Origin of the sequence: Streptomyces sp. NPDC001544, from assembly GCF_042894285.1 — a bacterium.
Classification (GTDB): domain Bacteria; phylum Actinomycetota; class Actinomycetes; order Streptomycetales; family Streptomycetaceae; genus Streptomyces.
Genome location: NZ_JBIAVN010000009.1, coordinates 256,634 through 282,971, shown reverse-complemented (window position 1 = coordinate 282,971; position 26,338 = coordinate 256,634). Strand labels below are relative to the sequence as shown.

The 26,338-nt window shown below is 70.5% G+C and carries 21 protein-coding genes; 8 read left to right on the top strand and 13 right to left on the bottom strand.

The annotated features are described in order from the left end of the window. The first annotated feature begins 491 nt into the window (after positions 1-491). On the top strand, positions 492-851 hold the full coding sequence (locus ACFY0F_RS24110) for a WYL domain-containing protein (RefSeq protein WP_388797856.1): 360 nt from the start codon (positions 492-494) through the stop codon (positions 849-851). Positions 852-954: 103 nt separating this feature from the next. Beyond that, positions 955-1,428, top strand: coding sequence for a hypothetical protein (locus tag ACFY0F_RS24105; protein WP_388797853.1), 474 nt, complete (start codon positions 955-957; stop codon positions 1,426-1,428). A 101-nt stretch (positions 1,429-1,529) separates the two neighbouring features. Here ACFY0F_RS24105 and ACFY0F_RS24100 read toward each other — a convergent pair whose 3' ends face one another. The 7 genes from ACFY0F_RS24100 to proB all read right to left on the bottom strand — a co-directional run bounded on the left by ACFY0F_RS24100 (position 1,530) and on the right by proB (position 9,436). Then, positions 1,530-2,303, bottom strand: a complete 774-nt coding sequence (locus tag ACFY0F_RS24100) for a 4'-phosphopantetheinyl transferase (RefSeq protein WP_388797850.1) — start codon at positions 2,301-2,303, stop codon at positions 1,530-1,532. 207 nt (positions 2,304-2,510) lie between these two features. Then, positions 2,511-2,966, bottom strand: a complete 456-nt coding sequence (locus ACFY0F_RS24095; RefSeq protein WP_388797847.1) for a GNAT family N-acetyltransferase — start codon at positions 2,964-2,966, stop codon at positions 2,511-2,513. A 96-nt stretch (positions 2,967-3,062) separates the two neighbouring features. After that, complete coding sequence (locus tag ACFY0F_RS24090) at positions 3,063-4,331, bottom strand: MFS transporter (protein WP_388797844.1); 1,269 nt, start codon at positions 4,329-4,331, stop codon at positions 3,063-3,065. A gap of 20 nt (positions 4,332-4,351) precedes the next feature. Beyond that, the gene (locus tag ACFY0F_RS24085; RefSeq protein ID WP_388797841.1) at positions 4,352-5,704 is read right to left on the bottom strand and encodes a hypothetical protein; all 1,353 of its coding nucleotides are present in this window, start codon (positions 5,702-5,704) and stop codon (positions 4,352-4,354) included. 170 nt (positions 5,705-5,874) lie between these two features. Continuing rightward, on the bottom strand, positions 5,875-7,101 hold the full coding sequence (locus tag ACFY0F_RS24080) for a pyridoxal phosphate-dependent aminotransferase (RefSeq protein ID WP_388797839.1): 1,227 nt from the start codon (positions 7,099-7,101) through the stop codon (positions 5,875-5,877). Continuing rightward, a complete protein-coding gene (locus tag ACFY0F_RS24075) occupies positions 7,101-8,351 on the bottom strand; it encodes a glutamate-5-semialdehyde dehydrogenase (RefSeq protein ID WP_388797836.1) in 1,251 nt (416 codons plus the stop codon). Before ACFY0F_RS24075 ends, ACFY0F_RS24080 begins: the two co-directional genes overlap by 1 nt. A 2-nt stretch (positions 8,352-8,353) precedes the next feature. Continuing rightward, positions 8,354-9,436, bottom strand: coding sequence for a glutamate 5-kinase (gene proB, locus ACFY0F_RS24070; RefSeq protein ID WP_388797833.1), 1,083 nt, complete (start codon positions 9,434-9,436; stop codon positions 8,354-8,356). A gap of 291 nt (positions 9,437-9,727) precedes the next feature. Between proB and ACFY0F_RS24065 the strand changes: the two genes are divergently transcribed. The 6 genes from ACFY0F_RS24065 to ACFY0F_RS24040 all read left to right on the top strand — a co-directional run bounded on the left by ACFY0F_RS24065 (position 9,728) and on the right by ACFY0F_RS24040 (position 17,742). After that, positions 9,728-9,979, top strand: a complete 252-nt coding sequence (locus ACFY0F_RS24065) for a phosphopantetheine-binding protein (RefSeq protein ID WP_388797830.1) — start codon at positions 9,728-9,730, stop codon at positions 9,977-9,979. Further along, positions 9,973-13,164, top strand: coding sequence for an amino acid adenylation domain-containing protein (locus ACFY0F_RS24060; protein WP_388797827.1), 3,192 nt, complete (start codon positions 9,973-9,975; stop codon positions 13,162-13,164). Before ACFY0F_RS24065 ends, ACFY0F_RS24060 begins: the two co-directional genes overlap by 7 nt. Next, positions 13,161-13,877: an alpha/beta fold hydrolase gene (locus ACFY0F_RS24055; RefSeq protein ID WP_388797824.1), complete on the top strand. Its 717-nt coding sequence runs from the start codon at positions 13,161-13,163 to the stop codon at positions 13,875-13,877. Before ACFY0F_RS24060 ends, ACFY0F_RS24055 begins: the two co-directional genes overlap by 4 nt. After that, positions 13,874-14,656 carry an SDR family NAD(P)-dependent oxidoreductase gene (locus ACFY0F_RS24050; protein ID WP_388797821.1) on the top strand — a complete coding sequence of 261 codons (783 nt, stop codon included), beginning with the start codon at positions 13,874-13,876 and terminating at the stop codon, positions 14,654-14,656. The genes ACFY0F_RS24055 and ACFY0F_RS24050 overlap by 4 nt, the downstream gene beginning before the upstream one ends. Before the next feature lie 100 nt (positions 14,657-14,756). Then, entirely contained in the window at positions 14,757-16,331 is a 1,575-nt protein-coding gene (locus tag ACFY0F_RS24045; RefSeq protein ID WP_388797818.1) for an AMP-binding protein, read from the top strand. Between the two features lie 61 nt (positions 16,332-16,392). Then, complete coding sequence (locus ACFY0F_RS24040; RefSeq protein WP_388797815.1) at positions 16,393-17,742, top strand: condensation domain-containing protein; 1,350 nt, start codon at positions 16,393-16,395, stop codon at positions 17,740-17,742. Positions 17,743-17,899: 157 nt separating this feature from the next. Here ACFY0F_RS24040 and ACFY0F_RS24035 read toward each other — a convergent pair whose 3' ends face one another. The 6 genes from ACFY0F_RS24035 to ddaH all read right to left on the bottom strand — a co-directional run bounded on the left by ACFY0F_RS24035 (position 17,900) and on the right by ddaH (position 26,286). Next, positions 17,900-19,942, bottom strand: a complete 2,043-nt coding sequence (locus tag ACFY0F_RS24035) for a BTAD domain-containing putative transcriptional regulator (RefSeq protein ID WP_388797812.1) — start codon at positions 19,940-19,942, stop codon at positions 17,900-17,902. A gap of 17 nt (positions 19,943-19,959) precedes the next feature. Next, a complete protein-coding gene (locus ACFY0F_RS24030; RefSeq protein ID WP_388797809.1) occupies positions 19,960-21,306 on the bottom strand; it encodes a lysine N(6)-hydroxylase/L-ornithine N(5)-oxygenase family protein in 1,347 nt (448 codons plus the stop codon). A 70-nt stretch (positions 21,307-21,376) separates the two neighbouring features. Continuing rightward, positions 21,377-23,392, bottom strand: a complete 2,016-nt coding sequence (locus ACFY0F_RS24025; protein ID WP_388797806.1) for an FAD-dependent oxidoreductase — start codon at positions 23,390-23,392, stop codon at positions 21,377-21,379. Position 23,393: 1 nt separating this feature from the next. After that, the gene (locus tag ACFY0F_RS24020; RefSeq protein WP_388797803.1) at positions 23,394-24,986 is read right to left on the bottom strand and encodes a methionine--tRNA ligase; all 1,593 of its coding nucleotides are present in this window, start codon (positions 24,984-24,986) and stop codon (positions 23,394-23,396) included. After that, entirely contained in the window at positions 24,983-25,351 is a 369-nt protein-coding gene (locus ACFY0F_RS24015; protein WP_388797800.1) for a cupin domain-containing protein, read from the bottom strand. Before ACFY0F_RS24015 ends, ACFY0F_RS24020 begins: the two co-directional genes overlap by 4 nt. Positions 25,352-25,419: 68 nt before the next feature. After that, positions 25,420-26,286 (bottom strand): dimethylargininase, encoded by an 867-nt coding sequence (gene ddaH / locus ACFY0F_RS24010; protein WP_388797797.1) that lies wholly within the window; start codon positions 26,284-26,286, stop codon positions 25,420-25,422. Positions 26,287-26,338 lie beyond the last annotated feature (52 nt).

Genomic DNA, 26,338 nt, shown 5'->3' with positions numbered 1-26,338 from the left:
CCTTCACCGTTTCCGCCTGCCTGCGTTCAGCGGCGCGGGACGTATGTGTCAGGCCCCTCGCCGGGGTACAACGCGACCCTGCCAGCGAGTTCGGGAACGAGATCCTGCGGTGAGACCGCGCACGGCTCGCCGTAGCCTCGCGCCCACCTCATCGCAGCCCGGCGAGTGCGTTCCCTGCGGAGGAGCCCGTCTTGCTCGGTGTGCACGAACCAGTCGCACCGCCCCCGCGCCGACAACCAGGCGCGGCGGATTGCAGTCGGCTGCAGCCACACGCTTCGACTCTCTCAACCTCTCGGACGATCGCAAGCGCCGTGGTCCGATCGGAGCCCTGTCAAACCACGGCACGGTGACAGGGAGACCTGCGGACGTGCCAATTCGCGTGAAAAGCAGGCGCGTTCCCCTCCCCCTGGTGATGGTAGTGCGGTATATTTCTCTTGTGGGTTTCGTGGCAGAGCCCACCACCGAAGACAGGCACATCCCAGGGAGACTCCGTGCTGAAGACGATGAAGAACACCGCCCGTCAGCCCCTCGCCGACACCCTCACCGACCTCGGCCGCGCTATGGACGAGCAGCGCGCCGTCGTCATCGCGTACGCCGACGCAGACGAGGCCCCGTCCATCCGCACCATTGAGATCCACGACATCATCACTGGCGGCGACGACGGAGCCCTCTTCGTTCAGTCCATGGACCGCCTGAGCCAGGGCTTCCGAGGCTTCCGGGCCGACCGGATCCAGATCTACATCACCCTCGACGAGCCCTACGTCCTCGACGCCCCGATCCTCCCGCTCCCGGTGCGCTTCACCGCCCGCACCGAGAAGGAGTTCGTGGCCCTGGAGCTGGAGCGCGACTGACCGCACGCGGCACACCGCCCGGTGCTGGGCCCGTACGCGGACCCGGCACCGCGGCCGCCGCCTCGGTCTCCGCCCCCGCGCACCACGACTCTGGAGCCACCGCATGCCCGCGTACGCGCCGGCCGCCCAGCTCGCCGAGCTCGCGGCCAACCCTGTGATCGACGCCTTCCGCCCCAAACGGCCCACCGTTCTGTCCTATGGCCTGGGCGCCGACTCGACAGCGATCCTGCTGATGTACCTGTCCGATCCCGTCGCGCACGGCCTGGAACCCGACCTCTCCGACCTGATCGTCGTACACGCCGTCACCGGCGACGAATGGGAAGACTCCCTCTCCTACTGTGACCGGCTCGCCCTGCCCCTGCTGCGCGAACGCCGCGTCCGGCTGGTCCAGGTGTGCCGCAACCACAGCCTGGACCGGTACGGATCGCTGGGCGCGGTCTTCACCCTGCTCTCCTGGCTGGTCGGGCTCTGCGTCGTGGTGGCCGCCGGCATCACCGCCGGTGCGGTCATCGCAAGAGAACCCGCCGTGTCCAGGCGCCTCGGCTCACCCGACCGGCTGAACTCGCCGGACCCATAGGCCGGGGCCACGCGTTGGCAGTTGGGAGGGTGCCCCCTTTCACCGGGCCGGCCGCGTTCAGATTACCGAGCCGAATGCGAGTCAGGCACGGATCGGTAAGGTCACTGCCTTGATCCGCCCACAGCACACAGACCTCCGTCAGCACCGAAGACGCGACCGGAGTGTTCGTCCGACAGAACCGGCCTGGACCTCGTGAGGATCGTCGAGGTGAAGACCAGGCTGTTTCGCACGAGCCAGCGCCCCGTCAACCGGGTGACCGGCCGGCCGTCGACGAAGGCACCGCTTCGATGCAGCTCGGCCTCAAAGGTGCGAGTGGCGGGGTCGAAAGCCACTGTTGCCTCTTTGAAGTCGAGCCATGTGCGCGCGAGGGGAAACCAAGCTTTGTAGACGGACTCCTTCGCGCTGAACATCAGCCTGTCCCAGTGCACTTCGGGGATCTCCGAGCGGAGCCGGGACAGGTGGCGCGATTCATCAGGCCCGGCAATCATGGGCAGCACCCTGTCCGGCAGGGAATCGTGCGGCTCGGCGTCGATCCCCACACTGGCGACGTCGGTGTCACGGGCCAGTGCCGCTGCCCTGTAGCCGTCGCAGTGCGTCAGACTCCCGACAACACCGTCGGGCCACTGCGGCTCCCGGTCCGCTCCCGGAACAATGGGGGCTGCGGGTAGCCCGAGTCCTGCCAGAGCTACCCGAGCACATTGCCGAACCGTGGCGAATTCCCTACGGCGCCCCATACCCGCGTGGTGAATCGCGGCTTCCTCTTCGGGATACAGTTCGGCGTTCGGCAGATCCTCGACAGTCTCCGCCGTTACCACATGGGCCGGAAGAATACTGCCCATGGCGGAGCACTGGGCGAGGTGCCGGCGGATGAGCATTCATCTGCGCTTTCCATGTTGGCGGTGCCACCTGTGCCCGCGGTCGGTCATCCCCCGTGCCAGCATGGTGACGCACACCGGGCAGCACACCTCCTCGGACACCGCCCGTGAGAGTCGTCGCACCCGGTCGGTCAGCCTGACTGAGATGTGGCCCGCCGTCGCACGGTTGCTTTTCTCTGTCATTCTCTGCCTCTCGTCCGCCGTGAATCATTCCAGGGCGAGGAAGTACGCCGCGAACGCCTCAGGCTCGAAGCCCTCGCTCCTGTACAGGGCTTGGGCGCCGGCATTGTCACTGGCGGTCTCCAGCTGGATCCCGACCGCCCCTGCGGCGCGGGCGCGCTCCACACAGGAGCGCACCAGTGCTCGGCCCACCCCACAGCGGCGCCCGGAAGCTTCGACGTACAGGTCGTTCAGCGTCCACACCCGCCCCATCGACAAGGAGGAGAACGTCGGGTAGATCTGCGCGAAGCCGACGGGCCCGGCGTCGGTCTCGGCCAGCAAGATCAGCGACTCTCCGTTCTCCAGCCTGTCGCGCAGGAACCGCTCCGGCCGGGTCTCGTCCGCGACGGTGACCCGGTAGAAGGCCAAGTACCCGCAGAACAGCTCGGTGACCGCTGTCAGATCGGCCAGCGTGGCAACACGTACGGACACGGTTTCACTCATCGGGATCCATCCTCAGTTCTGTCGTTTCGACCCATGCCCAGATCCTGCCCTGCCCGCTCAAGGTGGCCAGCACCTTCCGGCGGCGGACTGCGGAAATCAGGGAAGGGTTCTCATCCTGCGAAGCGGCGAGAAGACGTAGGGAAGCCAGGCGACCGCCAGCCCCACCGCACCGACGTAGAGCGACACACGCACGCCGAAGACCTCTCCGACCAGTCCGGAGGTGCCCGCGCCCAGCGCAGTGGCTCCGGTCAGGGCGAAGCGCATGGTCGCGTTCATGCGGCCCAGCAGGTCGTTCGGGGTGACGCGCTGCCGGAAGCTCACCAGGACCACGCTGTTCATCCCCATGCGGTACGTGACCACGAGCCAGCAGACGGCGGACACCCAATACATGGCGCCCTCACCGATCAGTGGCACCAGACAGACGAACGGCGCGGTGACCAGGCCGGTGAGCCAGAGCACCCTGCCCTGCCCCACCCGCTCAGCGAGCCGCGGCCCGGTGTACGCGCCGATCAGCGAACCGATGCCCCCGACGGCCAGATACAGGCCGAGCTTCCACGCGGAAAGGTGAAGCTTCTGCTCGAAGAGAAGCGGAAGCATGATCATGACCATCTGGAGCGAGAAGTTGGTGATCGCTCCGGCCATCGCGATCGGACGGAGCAGGGCATGGGAGAAGACGAACCTCACCCCCTCCCAGACCCCTCGGTACAGCACCTTCTTCTCCGAGAGCGCGTGGGACTCGTCCACCCGCTCGATCCGGGAAATGAGGATTCCCGAGAAGAGGAAGCCGAGCGCGTCGACGACGACCGCGCCGGGGGCCGCAACCACCTGGAGCAGTAGACCGCCAAGGCTGGGTCCCGCGACTCCGGCGCTCTCCCTGACGCTGCCGATGTACCCGTTGGCCTGGAGGAGGCTCTCCCGGCGCACGATGGACGGCAGGAAGCTCTGCGCCGAGATGTCGGAGAAAACCGTCAGCGTTCCGCTGACGAAGACGACCAGGTACAACTGCGTCAGGGTCAGGGCGTCGAGGAGCCATGCCACGGGTACCGAGCCCAGCAGCAGGGCCCGTCCGAAATCGGCGGTGAACATGATCGGGCGGCGGCGCATGCGGTCGACCCAGACGCCGGCCGGGAGTCCGATCAGGAGGAAGGAGACCGTGCTCAGCACTCCGAGCAGTCCGACCTGCGCCGGACTCGCGTCCAGCGCAGTGACCGCGGTGAGCGGTAGGGCCAGATAGCTGATCTGGGTACCGAACATGCTGACGGACTGGGCGGCGAAGAGCCTTCTGAAGTTCCCGTCCTTGAGGACCGACGGTTCGCCGGCGGCTCCGCTCCTGTGCACCGTCGTGCTCGCCCGGGACTGAGTCATTCGTGGAGTCCTTCGCAGTCTCAGAAAGCGTGGCGGAACACGGGGCCCGCCTTGACGCGTCGGTGGGCGCCCATGTTGATGACCGCTTGACCACCCGACGGGAGGGCGCGGACCTGAGCCCCTCCGTATCCCTCCGGAGTGATGAAAACACCCCAGACGCAGTCGTAGTCCTGAACGGCCCCGGTCTCGGGGGCAACGATCGGTTCCGGATCCGGCACGACCCGCTCCTGGACGATGTAGCCCTGCCCCCGGGCGCCGGTCAGGAGTTCCCGCCAGTCCCGGTCGGAGTGCTCCCAGCCGGCGTAACTGCCGATTCCCGAGTATCCGTTGATGGGCTTCATGATCAGTTTCTCGCGGTGCTCACGGCAGTGGTCGAGGAGGTCCACCGTGGTTCCCTCGGCCTCGACGGTTCCGGAATCGAGCACACGGGTCCAGGGGAGGATGCGGTCGATAAGCTTTTTCTCCTCGGCCGAGAAGGCGTCACGCCATCGCCGGTCGGACAGCATCGCCATGCACGCCTTGTTGTGCACCAGGCCCGTGCGCATGGTGGTCCACAGGACCACGCGTCCTTCCTCGTGCGCCCGGAAGATCGGTTCGAGGATCTTCTCGCCGTCGGGAGTCGCCACGACCTCCTCCACCGTGAAGTAGCGCGCGATGACATCCAGCGGCCGGCCCTGGAGGTAGAGGCGCCCATCCTTCTCCTGCACTTGGCTCAGCTCGCCGACGACCATCTCGACACCGAGTTCGCGCATCATCTCCTGGAGACTCAGGTACATGCTCGCGTACTTGGACACGGCGCCGTCGCAGTCGACCGCACCGACGACGGGCATCGCACCGCCGGTCACGGGCTTCGCCGCTTCGTGCAGGGCCCGGACGAGGCTCTGCCCCGTGTGGACGTAGTCGAGACCGTGCTGGTCGGCGAACTCCCGGAAGGCCGGCACCTTCAGCATGTACTTGGCCATGTCCGACCAGGAGACCCCGCCGACGGTGCTGTTGATGTTGAATTCGAGCAGCTTGAAGGAGTCGTCGACCCGGTACAGGTCGGCTCGCCCGTACAGGGTGATGTCGCCGTCGAGCCGCTGGATCAGCGCCGCCCGCCGGGGGTCGATGCCCAGTGCCCGGGAGTACTCGTCGATGTCCCCGCCGAAGAGCCGGTCCGGCAGCGAGGTCAGGATCTGGAACAGCGACGTCAGGTCGTCGGCGCACCGGGCGATGGAGCTCCGCGGCACGAAGAGCGGCCGAGGCAGGAGGATGCTCCGGTAGTCGGCGTCGGCTTCCTCGGGGAACGGCACACGGTTGACGAAGTCCCGCAAGGCGCTGCCCTCTTCCAGGCACTGCTCGACGTACCTGCGTGTGACCGGGTCTCTCGTCACGGGTCTTCCCCCTCGGATCGCTGTCGGATGAAAGAGTGCTTTCCGGCCTCGCGGTGAGGGCGCAAGACCGGAAAGCACTCAGCTGTGCGGCGCTCCGTGACCGAGCACGGGCCGCGCGACGCGGAACGGTGAGAAACGCCCTCCGGGCGGCCGCACCCAGTCCGCGTGGGTCACACCTCGGATTCGACCCTCGCACGCGGCCGGGAGGCCAGGTGTGTGGGAGTGGTGCTCTCGATGAGGTCGCGGATCGCGGCCACGGCGCGGGCGATGCGCTCCTCGGACTCGCTTCCCACGGAGACCCGGATGAAGCGGTCGCACGAGTCGCCGTACCCGATGCCGGGCACCACGCTGATGGCGTGCTCCCGCAGCAGCCGGTCGGCGAACTCGGTGGAGTCCAGGTCGGATCCGCCCAGGGAGACGAAGAGGTAGAACGTCGACGTGCCGGGCATGGTGTCGATGCCTTCGTCCGCGAACCAGGTGGCGACCCTGTTGCGCAGCTGGACGGTGCTCTGGATCTGCGGCCTGGTGATGTCCAGGAGATCGTCGAAGCGCTCGGTGAGGTACGCCGCCAGAATGGTGGGCGCGCAGGTCACCAGGTGCTGATTGATCTTCAGGATCTGCTCGGTCAGCCGCTCGTTGGCGATGAGGTAACCGATCCGCCAGCCCGAGACGCCGTAGTTCTTCGACATCGAGTTGACCGTGACCGTGTGCTTCTTCTCCGGGTCGAGCGCCCCGGCCGCGAGGAAGTCGGTGCCCGGCGGCATGAACTCGTTGTACGCCTCGTCGACGATCAGCAGGAGCCCGTGGCGCTCGGCCAGGTCGTGCAGGTACTGCAGCTCCTCGCGGGTGTAGACGTGCCCGCTCGGGTTGTTCGGGTTGTTGATGATGACGGCACGGGTGCGCGCGGTGACGAACCGCTCGAAGTCGAAGACCGGCACGTCGTGGGAGATCATCACCGGCTCGCCCTGGCACATGCGGATCTGCGCCGGATAGCTCAGCCAGTACGGCTCCGGCACGATCACCTGGTCGCCGGGGTCAAGGATCGCCATCAGCGCCATGTAGATGGCGGCCTTCGACCCGGCGGTGACGATCACTTCGCTGTCCGGGTCCACCGGGAGGGCGAACTTGGACTCGTAGTACTTGCCGAGCAGCCGCCGCAGCTCCGGAAGCCCCCGGGAGTGCGAGTAGTGGTGCAGGCCGGGGGTGGTGAGCCCGTCCAGGTCCGGGAGCGGCAGGTCGAAGAAGGCCTCGCCGAGGGAGAGCGTGATGACGTCCTGTCCGGCGGCCTTCATGTCGTAGACGACGTTGTTCTGCTGGACCGACAGCGCCTGGGTGATGCCCGCCATCAGCTGGGAGGTGCGCAGCGGGTGCTTCATCGAGGTCTGCTGTCCCGACATCAGATGGTCCTCGTCTGGCCACTGCCCCAGACCACGTTCTTCACCGTGGTCAGCGACTCCAGACCCATGGGTCCGCGCACGTGCAGCTTCTGGGTGGAGACGCCGATCTCCACGCCGTAGCCGAACTCGCCGCCGTCGGAGTAGCGGGTGGAGGTGTTGACGAAGACGCTGCCGGAGTCGACCTCGCGGGCGAAGCGCCGTGCCACGTCGATGTCCTTGGCGACGATGCCCTCGGCGTTGGACGTGCCCCACCGGCGGATGTGCGCGAAGGCGCTGTCTGCATCGGGAACCACCTTGACCGCGAGGACGAGCCGCAGGTACTCGGTGCCCCAGTCCTCCTCGGTCGCGGCGACCGCCTTCGGCCAGACACGCTGGACGGTCTCGTCGCCGCGGATCTCCACGCCTGCCTCCGCGAGCTGGTCGAGGATTCCGGGCAGCCAGGAGTCCGCCAGGTCCGCGTGGACCAGCAGGGTCTCCATCGCGTTGCAGACGCTCGGCCGGGAGGTCTTTGCGTTGATCGTGACCGCTGTCGCGATGTCCAGGTCGGCGGAGCCGTCGATGTAGGTGTGGCAGTTGCCGGCGCCGTCGATCACCGTCGGCACGGTGGCGTTCTTCTCTACGGAGGCGATCAGCTCGGCGCCGCCCCGCGGGACGAGCAGGTCGACGTACCCCTTGGCGCGCATGAGCTCGGTGGCGGCGTTCCGGGACGGGTCCGAGATCAGCTGGACGGCCGCGGCGGGCACCTCGTCGTGTTCGGCGATGGCCTCCGCCAGCGCCTCCATGATCGCAGCGTTGGTGGCCGTGGCCATGGACGAGCCGCGCAGCACCGCACAGTTGCCGGTCTTCAGGCAAAGGGCGGCCACCTCGGCGGTGACGTTGGGCCGGGCCTCGTAGATCACCGCGATGACGCCCAGCGGCTCCCGCACCTGCTCGATCAGCAGGCCGTTGGGCCGCGTCCACCCCTTGACGACCTCACCGACCGGGTCCGCCAGCGACGCCACCGTGTGGATGGCCTTCACCAGACCGGCCATCCGGCTCTCGGTCAGGGTCAGGCGGTCGATGAGGGTTGGCGTGATGCCGGCGGCGCGGGCGGCCTCGACGTCCTTCTCGTTCGCCTTGGTGATCGAGTCGCGGTTGCGCTCGAGGGCGGTCGCCATGTCCAGGAGGACCTGGTTCTTCTTCGCCGTGGTCAGCCTCTTGACGGCGGTGGTCGCCTCAGCGGCGGCGCGGCAGATCTCGATTACCGACACAACTAGCCTCCATGAATCCGTACGTAGTCACAGTCGTTGAAAAATGGCGAGGCGCCCCGGTCGCCGTCTGCGGCCTCCGCCGCGCTCAGGCGGACGCTGCCGCGGGCGATCACCCGGGAGTCCGGGCCGACGACGTCCACGACGTCTCCGCTGACGAACGAGCCTTCGATCGCGCCGACGCTCGCGGTGAGCAGGGCCCGGCCCGACTCGAGGGCCTGCCTGCCCGCGTCGTCGCAGGCCACGGTCCCGCTCGGGGGATACCGGAAGGCATGCCACAGACGCAGGAGACCGGGTGCGGCGGAGGGGGTCGTGCGCGGCGGGAAGACGGTCCCCTCCACCTCGTCGCCGCGGAAGGCCGCGATCAGAACGGTGGAGTCCATGGCGTCGGCCACCACGGTGCGGACCCCGGCGTGCGTGGCGATCCAGCAGGCGCTCAGCTTGACGAGCATGCCTCCGGTTCCGCCGTCGCCGGTGGATCCCCCGGCCATCGCCTCGACCCCGGAGATCGGGCCCGTCACCTCGTTGATGCGCACGGCGCCCTGGCCGAGCATCGGGTTGCCGTCGTAGAGGCCGTCCACGTTGGTGAGCAGCAGGAGGAGTCGCGCTTCGACGAATCCGGCGAGCAGTGCGGCGAGGACGTCGTTGTTGCGCACACCCAGCGCGTCGTTCTCGTTGACGATGGGCACCATGCCCAGCGACCGCATCAGGTCAAAGGTGCGGCGGACTCCCCCGCCGTGCTCCGGCGAGACGAGATCGGGCGGCGTCAGCAGGATCTGCCCCGTCTCCAGACCGTACGCGGCGAAGCGGGTGCGGAGCGCCGAGTACAGCATTCCCTGACCGATCGCCGCCGCAGTCTGCGCGGCCCCGGGCGTGTCCTGGGACAGGACGCTGTGCCTGGTCCGGCCCAGTGCGATGGCCCCCGAGGTGACGAGCACCGGCGCCATACCGGCCTCGATCCCCTTCGCGACCGTCGCGCAGAGGGTGTCGAGCTTGACTGGGTCCACCTCTCCCCGGGTGATCAGGGACGACGTACCCACCTTGATGACGACACGGTTGCCCGTGCCGTCGCTGATTCCATCCCGCATTGTCTCCTCGCCTGAACCTCGGCAGTCGCGTATGGGAGAGCGGAGGGGCAGCCGCTTCCGAGAAGAGATCGTTGCCGGGTGCGGTGTTCTCCTGATGTACCGGCGATTCGCCGCCGCTGCCCGACCGGGCGCATCAACAGCACATCGAGCGAACAACTCGGCTCGGAACAATGGCCGTGCAGGCGTCACAGCCGCCCGGGGGAGCCTTTTCGCGGGCCGCACACACCGTTGCCTGTTGCACGAGCGGACCCACGCTCGGCGTACGAGCCATCGGCATGAGGTGGAGACAACGTGCTGACCACACCGCCAGACCTTGATTCGACGATCGCGCGATATGCCACGGCAGACTTCGACGACTCCACATTGATCCAGGAGGCCGGTCTCGAGTCGCTGTCGCTGCTGCGCCTCGCCGTCGAGGTCGCCGACGAGGACGTGGAGATCGACGCCGCGGGCCTGGTCGACGTAAGGACCGTCGGGGATCTCAAGGCCTGGCTCACCAGCCTGCTCCCGGCCACCGCAGACGAGCCCGGTGCTGCATGCTGACGAACGACACAGAATCCGTCCTGCTGCCCATCACGGACCCGCAGAAGGGTCTGCTCGTCGTCGACAGCAGGGTGTCGGCCCGCGAGATCTACAACCAGATCATGCGGTTCGACCTCGACCCGACGCTGTCGGACGACGCCGTCCGTCACGCCCTCTCGGTACTGGTCACGGTCCAGCCGGCGCTGCGCCAGGTCTTCGGCCACCTGCCGAGGATGCACGCCAGGTTCACTGCTCCGCCGGAGCCGGGACAGGTGCCGTTCGAGCGGGTGGACGTCCCGGCGGGCGAGTACGCCGAAGCCGTCGACGCCATGGCCCAGCGGCTCGGGCAGCGCCCGTTCGATCTCGCGGCGGGGCCGGTCCACCGGTTCGGTCTGGTACGCGCCGCGGACGGCTCCGCGGCCTCCCTGCTGATGTGCGGTCACCACCTCATCGGGGACGGGGTCTCGGCGGGTCCACTCGTCCGCGACCTGGAGAACGCGCTGACCTCGGAACTCACCGCTGGGGCCGTCGAAGCCCTGCGCACGGCGCGCGAGTCCGCCTTCGTCCGGGAGCTCGAGGCGCAGAACCGGGCGGCCGGGTCGCCGGAGACGGCCGCGTACGTCAAGGCCTGGGCCGAGCGGCTGCGTGACGTCCCGCCGCTCGTGCTGTATCCCCGGCCCGGGCGGCCGGAGGAGACGGACTTCTCAGGTGCGCGTCTCTCCTGGCTGCTCGACGAGCGGGAGACGGCCACCTTCCAGGAGACCTGCAAGCGGCTCTCCGTCACGCCCTTCGTACTGCTGAGCGCCGTCTACGGGGCCGTGCTCGCGCGGCACGGCGGCGTGCCCACCGTCCTCATCGGCAGCCCCTTCTCGGCCAGGCGCACGGTCCGCTCGTACGACCTCTGCGGCTTCTTCGTCAACACGCTGCCCGTCGCGGTCGACGTGGACTGGTCGCGCCCGTTCGACGAGCACGTCGCCGGGAACGTCCGGGAGGCCGTCGACTACTGCCGCGCCAGGGTCGCCGTCCCGCTCAACCAGCTCGTGGCGAGCGCCGGACAGGACCGCACCAGCAACCGCAATCCCCTGTTCTCCTGCATGCTCGCGATGCAGGACACCTTCGACAGCGAGTCGAACGGTGCCGTCCTGGGGGTGCAGGAACCAGGCAACGGCACCGCGAAGTTCGACCTGTGGCTCGGTGCCACCAAGGTGGACGGCCGCTGGCTGCTGGAGCTCGAGTACGACCGGCAGCTGATCCCGGAGGCCGTCGCGGACGCGCTGCTCGCGTCGCTGCGCACGGCGCTGCTGCGCGCGCTCGAGGACGGCAGCCGCTCGCTGGCCGACCTGTTCGTCGACAGCGGCCCTCCGGGCGCGGCCGTCAAGCCGGCGGCATCGGCTCCGGCCGGTGATCTCGCCGCGTGGATCGAGCGGGCCGCCCGCCGTACGCCTGACGCAATCGCCGTCGAGGAACCCGGACGCGTCCTGACGTACGGCGAACTCCTGGCCGCCGCCGAGCGGACCGCCGACGGGCTCGCCAGGCAGGGCGTCACGCCGGGGCAGGTGGTCGGCCTGTCCCTGAGGGGGCTGTGCGACACCGCGGTCGCGATCCTCGCGGTCCTGCGCTGTGGTGCCACCTATCTGCCGCTGGACACGAGCCTGCCGTCCGAACGCCTCGCCCACATGGTGGACCGGGCGGACTGCCGCCTGATCGTCGGCCACGGCCCGGACCTCCCCGGGACCCGCACCACCGGCCTGGCGGAACTCTCCGCTCCCGGCGACGGCCCCCGCGCCCAGGGCGGCTCCGCCGACTCGGCGGTGTACCTGATGTTCACCTCGGGATCGACCGGCAGCCCCAAGGGCGTGGTGATGGGCCACCGTCCGCTGCTCAACCTGGCCGCGTGGCAGATCTCCGCCATGGAGCACGATGCGACGACGCGCTTCCTCCAGTACGCGCCGCTCGGTTTCGACGTCTCCTTCCAGGAGATCGTTCCGACGCTCGCCTCTGGCGGCACCGTCGTTTCCCGTGAGCCCGCCGACCGCCGCGACTTCCCGGCGCTGATCCGGCGCATCGAGGAGACGCAGGTCAGCCACATCTTCCTGCCGGTGGCGGCCCTCCGCCCGTTCGTCCAGGCTGCGGAGCGCGCCTCGGCACACTTCCCCAACCTTCGGCGCGTCTGCGTCTCCGGCGAACAGCTCCTCGTCGACGACGAGATCCGCCGGTTCTTCGTCGGCCACCCGAAGTGCGTGCTGGTCAACCTCTACGGTCCCACCGAGACGAACGCCGCCACGGTGCACGAGATGCGGGGGGAGGACGCGCACTGGCCCGCTCACGCGCCGATCGGCCGCCCCCTGCCGGGCGTGGCGGCATACGTGGTCGACACGACGGGCCACTTGGCGCCCGTCGGTGTCCCCGGCGAGCTCTACCTCGGCGGCGTCAGCCCGGCGGACGGCTACCTCGACGCGGAGCGGACCGCGGTGGGCTTCCTGCCCGACCGCTTCCGCGGCGACGGCACCTCACGGATGTACCGCACGGGCGACCAGGTGGTGCGGGATGCAGAGGGGACGCTGGTCTTCCTCGGGCGTCAGGACAACCAGACGAAGATCCGCGGCTACCGGGTGGAGCTCGGCGAGATCGAGGCGGTCGCCAACGCCGCGGTCGGCGTCCGGCAGTCCGTCGCCGTGGCCCGCGGGCTCGGAGCGGACCGAGAACTGGTCCTCTTCCTCCTCGCGGAGCCCGGCGCCGAGCCCGACCACACGGAGCTCCGGGCCCGGATCTCCACGGCTCTGCCGTCGTACATGGTGCCGTCCTGGGTCTTCGACACGGACCGGATTCCGACGTCGCGCACCGGTAAGACCGACCGGGACGCCCTGGTCAGGCTGGCGGACCGGCTCATCGCCGAGGAGAAGACCCACGCGGCCACGACGACGTCCGCCTACGCATCCGACCTGGAGCGCGGGCTGGCCGCCATCTGGTCGTCGATCCTGGACACCGACGGCATAGCCCGCGACCGGTCGCTGATCGACTACGGCGCCCACTCCCTCAACATCTTTGCGGCGTTCGCCGAGATCGAGGAGGAGTACGGCACGGCGGTCTCGGTGCCCGACTTCTTCCGCTCGCCCACCATCGCGACGCTCGCCGAGCTCGTCCGGGCGAGCCTGGCCGAAGAAGCGCAGGCCGCGCAGGACGCCGAGGGCGGGCCCCGGGCATGACGTCCACGGCGGCGCCCGGGCGGCTCGTCAGGATGGCCCGGGGCAGGAACCGCCCCGGGTGCCTCATCCTGCCCGGGGCCGGCGGTGGCCTCACCCCGTATCTCCGGCTGGCCTCGGTGCTGGGCGGGTCCTGTTCGGTGGACTTCGTGCGGCCCCTGGGGCTCATGCCGGGCGAGGAGCCGGAGACCACCGTCGCGGAGATGGCCGCGTCGGTACGCGACGCCGTCGACGAAGCGGGCGCAGTACCGCGGCTGGTGGTGGGTTGGTCACTCGGCGGCGTCGTGGCGTGGGAACTCTGCGTCCGGCTCGCCGAGGACGGACACCGGCCCGGTCTCGTGATCGTCGACAGTTCTCCGCTGCCCCGGGCTCCCGGGCCGGGCGAGGACGAGCGGATCAGGGACAGGATGGTGGCCGGTCTCGGCCTCAAGGCGGATCCGGAGACCGTCGGCCGGTTGGTGCGCACCTTCGCGGCGCAGGCCGCCGCCCTCGGCTCCTACGCGGCCGCGTCGGCCTACCCGGGCCGGGTCCTGCTCCTGGTGTGCTCCCCGATCCAAGCGGACGGCCGGGAGGCCGCCGTACGGCGCTGGCGGGAACTCGCGCCGAACCTGGACGTCGTCCGCCTGAACGCCGGCCACTACGACGTCTTCGAGCCCGCGAACCTACCGCAAGTGGCCACAGCCATACACCAGTTCCAGAACCAGGACGGGCGATGACAGAGGAAACAGGGACCACAGGCACGGCAGCGGCGGCTCGGCTCCCGTTGGCCGTCGTCAGCGGCGGTACCCGCGGCATCGGGCTCGCGTTCAGCCGCCGCCTGGTGAAGCTGGGCTACCGGGTGACCGCGCTGTACCGGTCCGACGAGGAGGTCGCCCGTGCGGCGGAGCGGGAGCTGGGCCCCCGGTTGAACACCGTGCGGGTGGATCTCTCCGACGGAACCGCGGTAACGGAAGCCGCCGAGGCGGTCCTGGCGGCGTACGGTCCGCCGGCGGTCCTGGTCAACAACGCCGGGATGAACATCGACCGGCCGTTCCTGGAGATGAGCCACGACGACTGGCGGCGGGTCGTCGACACCAACCTCTCGGGTGTCTTCTACCTGACCCGCGCGCTCGCCACGGCGATGGTGGAATCGGGCGCCGACGCGACGATCGTGAACGTCGGCGCCACCACGGGCATCCGCCCCCGTCTCAACGGCGCCAACTACTGTGCGAGCAAGGCGGGTCTGCTGCAGCTGACCAAGTGCCTCGCGCTGGAACTGGCACCCCGCGTCCGGGTCAACTGCCTGATCCCCGGCAACACCGAGACCGACGAACTGGTCGAGCGGTTCAACCTGAACGATCCGGACGCCCGTCGCCGCATGCTCGACGAGATTCCGCAGCGACGGATCGCCGACCCGGAGCAGATCGCGAACGCCCTCGAGTTCCTCGTCGGCCCCCACAGCGCGTACATGACGGGACAGAAGCTCGTCGTCGACGGCGGACAGTTCATGTGGTGACGGGCCCCACGGCACGACCGGACGCGGGCGGCAGCCCGCTCCAGCGTCCTCTCGACCAACGCGACCTCTCGATCAGCGTCTCTTCCGAAAGGGAAGCACCATGACGACCCGCTCCCTCTACGACTGGTTCCGTGCCTCGGCCGAGGCACATCCGGACGCCTCGGCCCTCGAGGTGCTCGATGTCACCCTCAGCTACGCCGAACTGCGGGCCGCCGCAGAGTGGATGTCGGCCCGCATGGTCGAGGCGGCGGGTGGGCGGCCCGACCGGGTGGGTCTGCTCACCTCGCGCACCGTGGTCAGCTACGTCGCCTACCTGGCGGCGCAGCGGCTCGGGGCGACCGTGGTGCCGCTGAACCCCGCCGCACCGGCGTCCCGTAATCTGGACATCACCAGGGAGGGCGCGCTCGGCCTCACGGTGCTCGACGACGCCGCGGGCGACGGGGCCGCGGAGTACCGGCGCGCCTGCGGAGTGCCGCTGCTCGACATGACGGGCGACAACTGGCGCCCCCTGCTCGCTCCCGAGCCGTCTCAGGACCTCCCGGACCAGGGCCATCCGGACGAGACCGGCACGGCGTACATCATCTTCACCAGCGGCACCACCGGCAGGCCGAAGGGCGTGCCCACCACGTACGCCAGCGTGAACGCATTCCTCGTCGACGCCATCCCGCGTTACGAACTCGGCCCCGGCTGCCGGGTTTCGCAGAGCTTCGAGATGTCCTTCGACGGCTCGGTGTCCGAGTTGTTCACCACCTGGGGATCCGGCTCCACCCTCTGCGTGGCACAGCCGGGTGACGTGTTCACCCCGGTGCGCTTCGTCAACGCCAAGCGGATCACCCACTGGATGTCGGTGCCGTCCGTCATCTCGTTCGCCAAGCGCCTGCGCGCGTTGGCCCCCGGGAGCATGCCCACGCTGCGGCGTGGTCTGTTCGGTGGGGAGAGGCTTGGCTTCGACCAGGCGGAGGCCTGGTCCGCGGCAGCGCCGAACGCCGTCATGAGCAACTGCTACGGGCCGACCGAGACCACGATCGTCATCACCGGGTACGAGGTGCCGCGGGAGCGGGCCGACTGGCCGGAGACCGGCGACCGCTCCCTCCCGATCGGTTTCCCGCATCCGCACATGGACTGGGTCCTCCTGGGTGACGACCTCCGGCCCTCCGACGACGGCGAGCTGTGCGTCCGAGGTCCGCAGCGCTTCCCCGGCTATCTGGACGCGGGGGACAACGCCGGCCGCTTCGTCCTCATGGAGCCGGGCCCCGACGGCGCTCCGGAGCGCGGTCGCCTCCTCGACGCACAGGAGCCGCTCACGCCGGAGCACTACTACCGCACCGGCGACCGGTGCCGCATCGAGCACGGCGAGCTGTTCCACCTCGGGCGGATCGACGGACAGGTCAAGATCCGCGGCAACCGGATCGAACTCGGTGAGATCGAGACGGCGCTGCGGTGCCACCTCTCGATCGACGAGGCCATCGTCCTCGTCGTGCCCGCCGAGGACGGGGAGAACGAACTGCGCACCGTGTACACGGGCAAGGAGGTCCCGGCGGAGGAGTTCACCCGGCTGGTCTCCGGCCTGCCCCGCTACATGCGTCCGCGCAGCTACCACCACCGCGACTCGCTCCCGCTGAACACCGTCGGGAAGGTGGACCGCAAGCGGCTGACCGAGGAGCTGGCGTTCTGATGTGCTTCCGATACCCGACCCGTCCGGTTGTCCGGGGCGCTCGATGACCGAGGAGACGAGCGTGACCACCGATTCACCGGTCATCCCGGCGACGGCCCAGCAGGCCGCGCGATGGCACACCCTGCGGACCGCCCGGGACAGATCCGTGTACCACATCACCTGGCGCCTGGGATGTGCCGGACGCATCGACTTCGACGCGCTCGCTGCCGCCTGGCAGTCGGTGACGGACCGGCATGATGCTCTTCGCTCACGGTTCGAGGAGCGCTACGGCGAGCTGACGATGATCATCGAGCCGTCCGTGGAAGTCACCGCGCTGCTGATCGAGCCCGACCTGCCCGAGGCCGGCACGGCGGCCGAAAAGTTCGCGCGCGCCGCCGCGGACCTGCACTTGCGGGAGTTCCGCCTGGACGAGGGCCCCATGGGCCGGCTGGCCCTGGTGCGAATCGGCGACCGGGAGGAACTCGTCCTGACGGTCCATCACATAGCGGTTGACGGCTGGGGCATGAGCATCCTCTTCGAGGACCTCTCCGCCGCGTACGCGAGCCTGGTCCGGGGCGAGAAGCCCGTCTTCGCCCGGGACGCCGTCACCTTCCGCGACTACGCCGCGAAGCTGCGCGCCGAGGAGGCCAAGGGCAAGTGGCGGCGGACGCTCGACCACTGGCGTACGGCGCTGGAGGGGGTCACCCTCACCACGGTCGCGCACGACCATGAGCTCGCCCGCCCCACGGCGGTCGGGGATCCCGGCGCGACTGTGCGCTACCGGTTCACTGCGGCGGCCCACGCGGGGCGGACGGCGCTGGCCCAGGAACTCGGTGCCACTCCGTTCTCCGTGATGCTCGCCGCCTGGCAGATCGTGCTGGCGCGGGGCGGAGAACGCGAGTCGACCATCGGCGTCCGCAGCATGAACCGGACCACCCGGTCCGAGTTGGCCCTGGTCGGGCTCGTCAGCAATGCCTGCCTGGTCCGCGCCACGGTCGACGACGGGGCTTCGCTGCGCGAGGTGATCGGGGCGGCGCGGGACGCGACCTGGAACGCGCTGGCCCATCAGAGTGTGCCGTTCCCGGCCGTGCACGCGGCCCTCCCGGAGGAGACCCGGTCCCGCCTGACCAACACCAAGCTGACCCTCAACTACCTCGGTCCCATCGGGCAGAACCTCACCCTCGGCGACATCCGCCTGACCATGCTGGAGGCGCCGAACCGTGCCGCCCGCGCCGACATGGTCGTCAGCTACTGGGACGGCGGCGACGGGATCCTCACCGAGACCGAGTACAACACCGAGGCGTACGAAGAGGAGACCGTGCTGCGCATGATGCGGGACATGGACGAGGTCCTGGTCGCGGCCGCGGCGGACCTGGACCGGCCGGTGGGCGATCTACGGGTGCGGACCCGGTCCGCTCCCGCCGCACGGTAGGCCGCTCCCGCCGCACGGTAGGCCGCTCCCGCCGCACGGTAGGCCGGTCCTGCCCGCGGTCCGGTACGCCGCGGCGTACGGAAGAGGCCCGAACGGCTGTCACCCCGTCCGGGCCTCTTCGTTGCCGGCCACCTCTGGCCCGGCCGTGATCCGCCGGTCAGGACTGTGCGCGCGCCGATCGTGACCCGCTCGCGCTGAGTACGCAGCGCGCTCCGCCGAGGGGCTCGGCCACGCCCTCGGCCCTGTCGCGCGCGGCCGATGCACCGAGCGTCTCGCGCTCCCGGTCCCGCCGGTACGACGCCAGATGAACCGGCCTCGGCAGATCCGGCGCGGCCCCGGCGTCGAGGTCGGCGACGCGCTGGACGGCCTCGGCGTCGTCGTGGTCCGTGCCCGGGATCTCCCGTGCCAGGGCCCGGACGCTGGGCGGGACCCGGTAGCGGTCGATCGCCAGTGATTCGAGAAGCCCGACGTCGACGAGGCGTTCGGCGAGCCGGTGCGCCTCGCCCTGCGTCGTACCGAGGAGCACGGCCAGCGCGGTGACGGTGACGACGGTCCGGTCGAGATGGCCCAGTCGCCGCAGTGCCGCCACCGCCGCCGTCCCGCGGGGACCGTCCGGCCCGTCCGCCGTGTCGGACAGGAGGCGGAGGCTCGCCATCAGCGAGTCACGCAGGCTGACGTCGCCGTCGGCCAGGAAGTCGAGCCGCTGGTGCGGCTCCGCCACGTACCGGGCGAACTCCGCGACCGTCCAGTCCGGCCGGGTCGCAAGCCGGTCCGCGGCGAGCCGGAGCGCGAAGGGCGAGTGGTCGCAGGAGGCGACGAGTTCGGCGGCGGCGGAGAGCTCCGCGTCGATGCGCGAGGCGCCGACACCCTGTCGGAGCAGGTCGAGCGAGGCCGCCTCGGTCAGGCGCCCCAGGCGCAGGTGGGTGAGGCCGTCCATGCCCGCGATGGGCGACCGGCTCGTGATGAGGAACGAGAAGCCCGCCGCCTCGGTGACGAGCGCCTGGATCTGCGCGGAGTCCCGGACGTCGTCGAGCACGACCAGGACCCGGCGCCCGGCCGGAACGGCACCCGTGTACGCCGCCTCCGCGCTCCCCCGCTCCGTCCCGAACGCGGCCAGGAGCATCTCCCGCGCCTGCTCGGGCCGCAGCGCGGCGCTGCCCGTCGTGCCCCTCATGTCCACGTGGACACGCCCGTCGGGGAACGCGCCGGCCAGGGCGTGGGCGGCCCCGACGGCCAAGGCGCTCTTTCCCGATCCCGCCGGCCCGTGGACGGCGACGGTCCGGCGCCCTTCGGACAGGAGACCGACGATCTTGTCGAGTTCGGACTCCCGGCCGACGAACGGCACACGCCGCGGCGGGAGCAGGGTCGGCGCCGACCGGGCGGGCGCGACCGTCCCGACGGGGGCGCCCGCCGTGATCTCCTGCCGGGCGCTCCGGTCGTGCAGGCGCGGGTCCTCCTCCAGGATCCGCTGCTGGAGCTCGCGCAGCGGCCGGCTCGGGTCGATGCCCAGCTCGTCCGCGAGCAGGTGGTGCAGGTCCCGGTACGCCCCCAGCGCCTCGGCCTGCTGGCCGGTCCGGTACAGCGCCGTCATCAGGTACTCGTGGAGCCGCTCACGCAACGGGTGCTGAGCGACCAGGAGTTTGAGCTCGGGCAGGATGTCCTCGTGTTCCCCCAGTGCGATCTGGACGCCGAGCTTCGCCTCCATCACGGCCAGCCGGGACTCCTCCAGACGCGCGGACTCGGCCATGATCGAGGAGGTGAGGGCGACGTCGGCGAGGGGGGCGCCGCGCCAGAGATCGAGCGCGGCGCTGAAGGACCTCATCGCGGCGACCAGGTTCCCCGAGGCGCGCTGGGTACGGCCGGAGGCGACGAGCGACTCGTACTCGAGAAGATCGAGTCCGCCGGACGGAACGGCCAGTTGGTATCCGGTGGGCCGCGTGAGGAGCGACTTTCCCTCGGAGTCGCCGATGGCGGCGCGCAGCCGCCACACGCAGCCGGCGAGCAGGCTGCCGACGTGGCTCGACGATCCGTCGCTCCACAGTTCCGAGTGCAGCTGCTGCGCAGGCACCAGATGGTTGGCGTTCAGGAGCAGTACGGCCAGGAGCGCACGCTGCTTGGCGGCCTTGACGGGGAGCCATTTCTCCCCGTCGTGGAACTCGACCGACCCCAGAATGCGGAATTTGACAGGTGGTTGACGCATCGTTCACTTACCGGGTCTCAGGCCGGGACGGTGACCGAGGCCTGGCGGCGGGCGACCAGGGAGGCCCGGATCTCGCCTGCCCGGACGGCAACCATGGACAGCAGGTTTCCGGTGATGCCGTGCGACTGCTCCGTGCCGCCCTGGAGGTAGATGCCCGTCTCGACCATCTCGTCGGTGTGGAGGCGGTAGTCGCGGTGGACCAGCGCCCGGCCGTTCTCGTCGCGCCGGAAGCTCTCGGCCAGGCCGCCGAGCAGCACGGCGGGGTCGGGCTCGGTGTAGCCGGTGGCGTACACGATGACGTCGGCGGTCAGCTGTTCCACGGAGCCGTCCGCGAGGTTCTGCACTTGGACGACCACTCCGTCGTCCGCCTGCTCGATGTGCGTGACCCGGGAGGTGCCCATGATGCGCAGCCGCTGCTCGCCCCGGACCTTCTCCTGGTAGGCGCGTCGGTACAGCTCGTCGATGAGGTCGATGTCGACCACACCGTAGTTGGTGTTGCGGTGGTACTCCATGAGCTGGTGGCGTACGGAGGTGTCCGCGCCGTGGTAGACGTCGACCGCCTCTGGGTCGAAGAAGCGGTTGGCGTACGGGCTGTCGTCCGCAGGGCTGTAGCCGTAGCGGGAGAGCACGGCGCAGACCTCGGCCCCGGCGTAGGTGCGGTGCAGATGGTCGGCGACCTCGGCGGCACTCTGTCCGGCGCCGACCACGACGAAGCGGCGCGGCTCCGTGGCCCGGAACTCCGCCAGGCGGTGCAGGAACTCGCTGGAGTGCCAGACCCGGGCGGAGCGTGCGACGCCTTCGGGCATGCGGGGGACGAGACCGGTGCCGAGGGCGAGGTTGCGGGCCCGGTAGGTGGCCCGGCCGGTGCCGTCGACGCCCTGCGCGGTCAACTCGACCTCGCGGACCGAGCCGTGCTCCATGCTGTTCTCGGCCGGATCGACCGCGGTCACCTCCAGGCCGTAACGCACCATGTGGTCCACGCCGGCCGCGCACCAGCGCAGGTAGTCGTGGAACTCCTCGCGGCTGGGGAACAGCACCTTGTGGTTGATGAAGTCCACCAGGCGGCCCTGGTCGTGCAGGTACGACACGAAGCTGAAGCGGCTGTTCGGATTGCGCAGCGTCGCAAGGTCCTTGAGGAAGGACACCTGCATGGTGGCCCCCTCGATGAGCATGCCGCGGTGCCAGCCGAAGGACGGTTGCTTCTCCAGGAAGGCGGCGGTCAGCCGCTGGTCCGGAGCGGCCGTCTCGTTGTGTTCCTCGATGGCGATGGCCAGGGCGAGGTTGGCCGGGCCGAAGCCCACGCCGACGATGTCGTAGACGGAGTCCGGCTGGTCGAGTTCGGGAAGGGAGGTCAGGAAAGTCATCGTTGAACGTCTCTCGTTGCGAAGCCCCGGCGGAGGCCTCTGGCGTGCGGTGGCGGAAGAACCGGGCGTGTCAGCCGAGTGCCTCGACGGCGTGGGCGGCGGCCGACTCCGCCACGGCAGGGGCGGTCTTGAAGCCGGCGCCGGAGCCGCCGGTGGCGAACACGACGCGCGGCGCGGAGGGGTCCCGGCCGATCAGCGGGCGGCCGTCGGCCGTGAACAGGTCGACGCCGTAGCGCCCGCCGACGAACTCGGCCCGCTCGATACCGGGCCAGCGCCGTACAGCACCTTCGCGGATGTGCTCGGCCTGGGCGGGGGTGACGCGGTCCCCGCCGCCGGGCGGGACGTCCCACTCGCCCACGGGACGGCCCACCAGCCAGCCGCCCGCGCCGAGCCCGGTGTGCTGCGGGCGCGCCCACAGCCCCGTGACGAGGTCCATCACGGTCGGCACGGCCGGGTCCCCCGGAAGCCGGAAGAAGGCATAGCGGATGCGCTTGGTGCGCGGCCTCCCGGCGGGCGCCTCCACCGTCGCCGAGAGACCGTGGCCGCGGATCCACGGGGTTCCCGCTCCGGCCGCGAGGACCACGGCGCGGGCGCCGACCTGGCCCTGCTCCAGGGTCACCTGGACGTGACCGGTCCGCTGGTCGAGGTGCCGGACCCGGCCGGGCAGGACGAAGGCGCCCTGCGCGGCGGCATCTTCGCGATACCGGCGGCAGGTGGCGGCCGGGTCGGCGTAACCACCGCCCGGCTCCCACACCGCGCCGGCCACGTCGTGGGTGCGCATCCCCGGAAAGCGCTCCTCGAGCTCGCGCGGGGTGAGCAGTTCGGCCTCGATCCCGGCGCCCGTGAGCTCGGCCACCCCCTTGGCGGCCCCGTCCAGGTCTGACTCGCCGAGCAGGACCAGGGAGCCGGTCTGCCGGAAGCCGCTCGAGCCGTGCCCGGCGGCACCTTCGCGCCAGGCCAGCTCATGACTGCGGAGCGTGAGCTCGCGGATCACCGGGTCCTGCTCGAAGGCGCGGACGAGCCCGCCCGAGTAGCGGGTCGCCACGGGATCGTCGGCCGGGGGGACCGTCATGGCGACACGCAGGCCCTGACGGGCCAGGAGACCGGCGGTGGCGGCGCCGAGTATGCCGGCGCCGATCACGAGCACGTCGTAGGTCCTGCCGTCGCGGCCGCCGAGGCCGGCCGCCGCGGGACGTGGGGACGGCGGGTCGAGCCGGACCACCTCCCAGCCGGGGCCGGTCGTGCCGGTCGCGCTCGGCTCCGGCTCTCCCTCGGGTGTGAAGCGACGGTCCGCCTGGGCGCGCAGGGCGTCCAGGAGCACCGTCCCGGTGAGGTCCGGGCGCTTGGTGAGGACGGCAGCGGCGGTGGCAACGGCCGAGTCGACGTAGGCGCGGGCGCCGCCGCGCAGCCGGACCACGCTCGCCGTGTGGCCGGCGTCGCCGAGGAGCCCGGGGAACTCGTCGACCGCGCAGTCGTCGGTGAAGTAGAGCGCCCCGGTGAATCCCGCCGCCCGCCGGGCGCGGGCCTCGCGGGCGGCGCCCACGTGGGTGCCGCAGACGACGAGCGCATCGGCGTCGCCCGCGTCCACGAGCCGTACACCGTCGGCGGGCAGGCCGAGGAGGAGCTGGGCGAGGACCGCACCGTAGGTGCTGCCGTCGTCCGCCACCGCGAGGCGGGTGTGCCCCGCCCGGCGGACTGCGGAGCGCACCTCGACAAGCTGGGCCAGGTCGTCCGGGCACCAGCGCAGCGCGGCACCGGCCGGGCCGTCGAGCAGGCGCGGCGCGGTCGCCAGCGGGAGCAGCAGCGGCAGGCCGGCGGAGCGGTAGACGGGGAGGGCGAGGCGGGCACCGGCGCTGTTGAAGTGGCCGACGGCCAGGGCGTAGCCGCCGTCGGCGACGACCGTCTCTGCGACCTTGCGGGCGACGAGCGCGTCACCCCGATCGTCGTGGAACTCCCATCGCACGCCGCCGTGCGCCGCGGCGGCACCTTCGAGGAGCTCTCCCCAGGCGCCGCGCGGACCGGAGAAGGGCCCGACGACCGCGACGCGCGCCGTGCGCGCCCCGCCGCCCATGGCCGTGGCGCTCACCTCAACCACCGAACACCGCCGTGCCGGGGACGGCGAGCGGCGTGCCGGCCGGCGGCGCGGCCATCGCCGCCGCATCCACCCGGCGGCCCGCCGGGACGCCGAGGAGTTCCGCGAGGCGGGCCGAGGCCGCGGGCATGATCGGGGCGGCCCAGGCCGCGAGGCCGACGGCGACGGCGAGTTGGGCGACGACGGCCGAGCGGTGTGCGGCCGCGGCTTCGGGGCGGTCCCGCTCGTGGCTGTGGACGTGCCCGAAGTCGGTCGCCAGCGCGATGACCTCGTCGAGCAGGGCGACCGCGCGGCGGGTGTCGTAGCCCGCGACTCCGTAGGCCTCCCGCAGTTCGTCGGCGAGTCGGGCCAGCCGGGCCTGCAGCCGCTCCCAGGCCGCGCCCTGCGGGCGCTCCTGCGGCACGACGCCGCCGAGGTCCTCGGTCACCGTGGTCAGCAGGCCGTTCAGCCAGCCGTCCCAGGCCTCGGTGAGGTGCTGTCGGCTGCGCTCGAGTGCCGCCGGGGTGAAGTTGGTCTGGCGGCCGTTGGGGCGGTCCGACAGGACGTGGTAGCGCAGGACGTCCGCGCTGGTGCGGTCGAGTTCGTCGCGGGCCCAGACGGCGTGACCGCGGCTGGTGGAGAACTTCAGCCCTTCCAGGCGGTAGAACTCGTTGACGACGAAGGCGCGGGGCAGGGCCGCGTCCGCGGAGCGGGCCAGGAAGGCGGCCGGGTTCAGCACGGCGTGGAAGTAGCCGTTGTCGAAGCCGAAGAACTGCACGGGGCCGGGAGCCGGGCGGCCGGTGTCGCACTGCTCCCATTCGATGAGATAACCCGGAGCCATCTCGAACCAGACGTACACCCGCTGGTCCTGGAAGCCCTTGACGGGAACCGGCACACCCCAGTCGGAGGGGTGGCTCACGGCGATCTCGGGCAGTCCCTCGTGCAGCATCCGCTCGCACAGCGCGCGCAGGTGCGGCGGCATGTCGACCTGCTGCCAGAAGTCCCGGAGCCGCTCGGCGAAGGGGGCGAGCGGGAAGTAGAGCCGCTCGCAGTCGCGCAGTTCGGCGGGGGCGCCGCAGCCGGTGCAGACGGGGTCGACCAGGTCGGCGCAGTCGTTGGGGCGGCCGCACGGCTCGCAGGCGTTGCCGTTGGAGCCGGAGCCGCAGTGCGGGCAGTCACCCTTGACGTAGGCCTCGTAGAGCCAGCGCTCGCAGCCGGTGCAGTACGGTAGCGGGCGGGTACGCGCGACGATGTGGCCGCCGTCGTAGAGCTCCTGGAAGAAGTCCTGGACGTAGGCGAGGTAGCCGGCGGTGCGGCGCGGGCGGACGATCGTGTCGAAGTCCGCGCCGGCCCGGGACCAGACCTCCTCGATGGAGGCGCTGTAGTGGTCGGCGACCTCCTCGCCCTTGAGGCCGCCGTCCTTCAGGCCGCGCACCGGGACATAGCTCTGGTGGTCGTCGAGACCTGTGGTGTAGCGGACGTCGACGCCGTCGGCGGCCAGGAAGCGGCGCAGGACGTCTCCGGCGAGGTACGGGCCCGCCATGTGCCCCAGGTGCAGGTGGCCGTTGGGGGTGGGCGGCGTGGCGGTGATCCACTCGACGGTGCTCATGCGGAGACCTCCTCGGCCTTGACCGGCTCGTGCAGCGGCCAGTAGACGGAAACCCACTGGAGCTCCGTGTCGCCCGTGCCGTGCACCACGTGCTCCTTGTTGCGGGGCAGTACCACCACGTCGCCTGCGGTGCAGGTGGTTTCCTCGCCGTCGAGGGTGACCCGGCCGGTGCCGGACATGATGATCATGACCTCGTCCTGGTCGTGGCAGTCGGGCTCGGAGCTGCTGCCGGCCGGCAGGAAGCAGGCCATGGCGCCGACCGGCGGCTCCGCCCCGGCGGCATCCGCCCAGGGGACGATCCGCTGGCAGTGCATGCCGAATTCCTCGGCGGCCGAGTTCCGGTCGATGCGGATTTTGGTGATCAACGGTCGGGTCCTCTCACAACGTACGGGCGTGAATCGGTGTTCGGTTCTTCTCAAGCGCCGAAGTCACGTCAGCCACGCAGCTCCAAGGTGCAGCACTTGGCGCCGCCACCGGCCTTGAGCAGCTCGGGCAGATCGATCCCGATGGGCTCGAAGCCCCGCTTGCGGAGCTTGTCGGCGAGGTGCGTCGCGGCGCTCGGCAGCAGGACGTGCCGGCCGTCGCTGAAGGCGTTGAGCCCGAACACCTCGGCGTCCTCCTCGGTGGCGAGGATCGCGTCCGGGTAGAGCTCGCGCAGCACGGCCTGGCTGCCGGCGGAGAAGGCCTCGGGGAAGTACATGACCTCCTCGTCGGACAGTACCGCGAGCGCGGTGTCGAGGTGGTAGAAACGCGGGTCGACCAGGGTGAGTCCGGTGACGGGGACGCCGAAGAACTCCTGCGCCTCGAAGTGCGAACGGAGGTCGGTGCGGAATCCGGTGCCGGCCAGGAGACGGCGTCCGGCCAGCAGGTAGTCGCCCTCGCCCTCGTTGATGAACTCGGGCCAGTGGACGTCGGTGTAGCCCTGCGTGCGGAACCACTCCATGTAGGCGGGGCCTTCCGCGGTGCGCTCCATGTGCCGGAAGCGCGCGGCGAGGACCTTGCCGTCCACCACGGTGGCACCGTTGGCCGCGAAGACCATGTCGGGCAGGCCGGGGATCGGTTCGATCAGCTCGACGGTGTGGCCGAGCTCCTGGTAGAGGTCGCGCAACCGTTCCCATTGGACGAGCGCGCTCCCGGCATCCGACGGTTTCTCCGGGTGCATCCACGGGTTGATGGAGTACGTGACGTCGAAGTGCCGGGGGGCGCACATCAGGATCCGCTTGGGCGTCACGGTCCGCTGCGGCAGGGGCGTGGTCGAGCCGGGCCGGTCGGCGGGGGCGATGGGATCGGAGTACGGCATGGTCGTTTCCTTTTGCGTTGACGAGAACCGGCCCGCCGACGGCACGGGACGG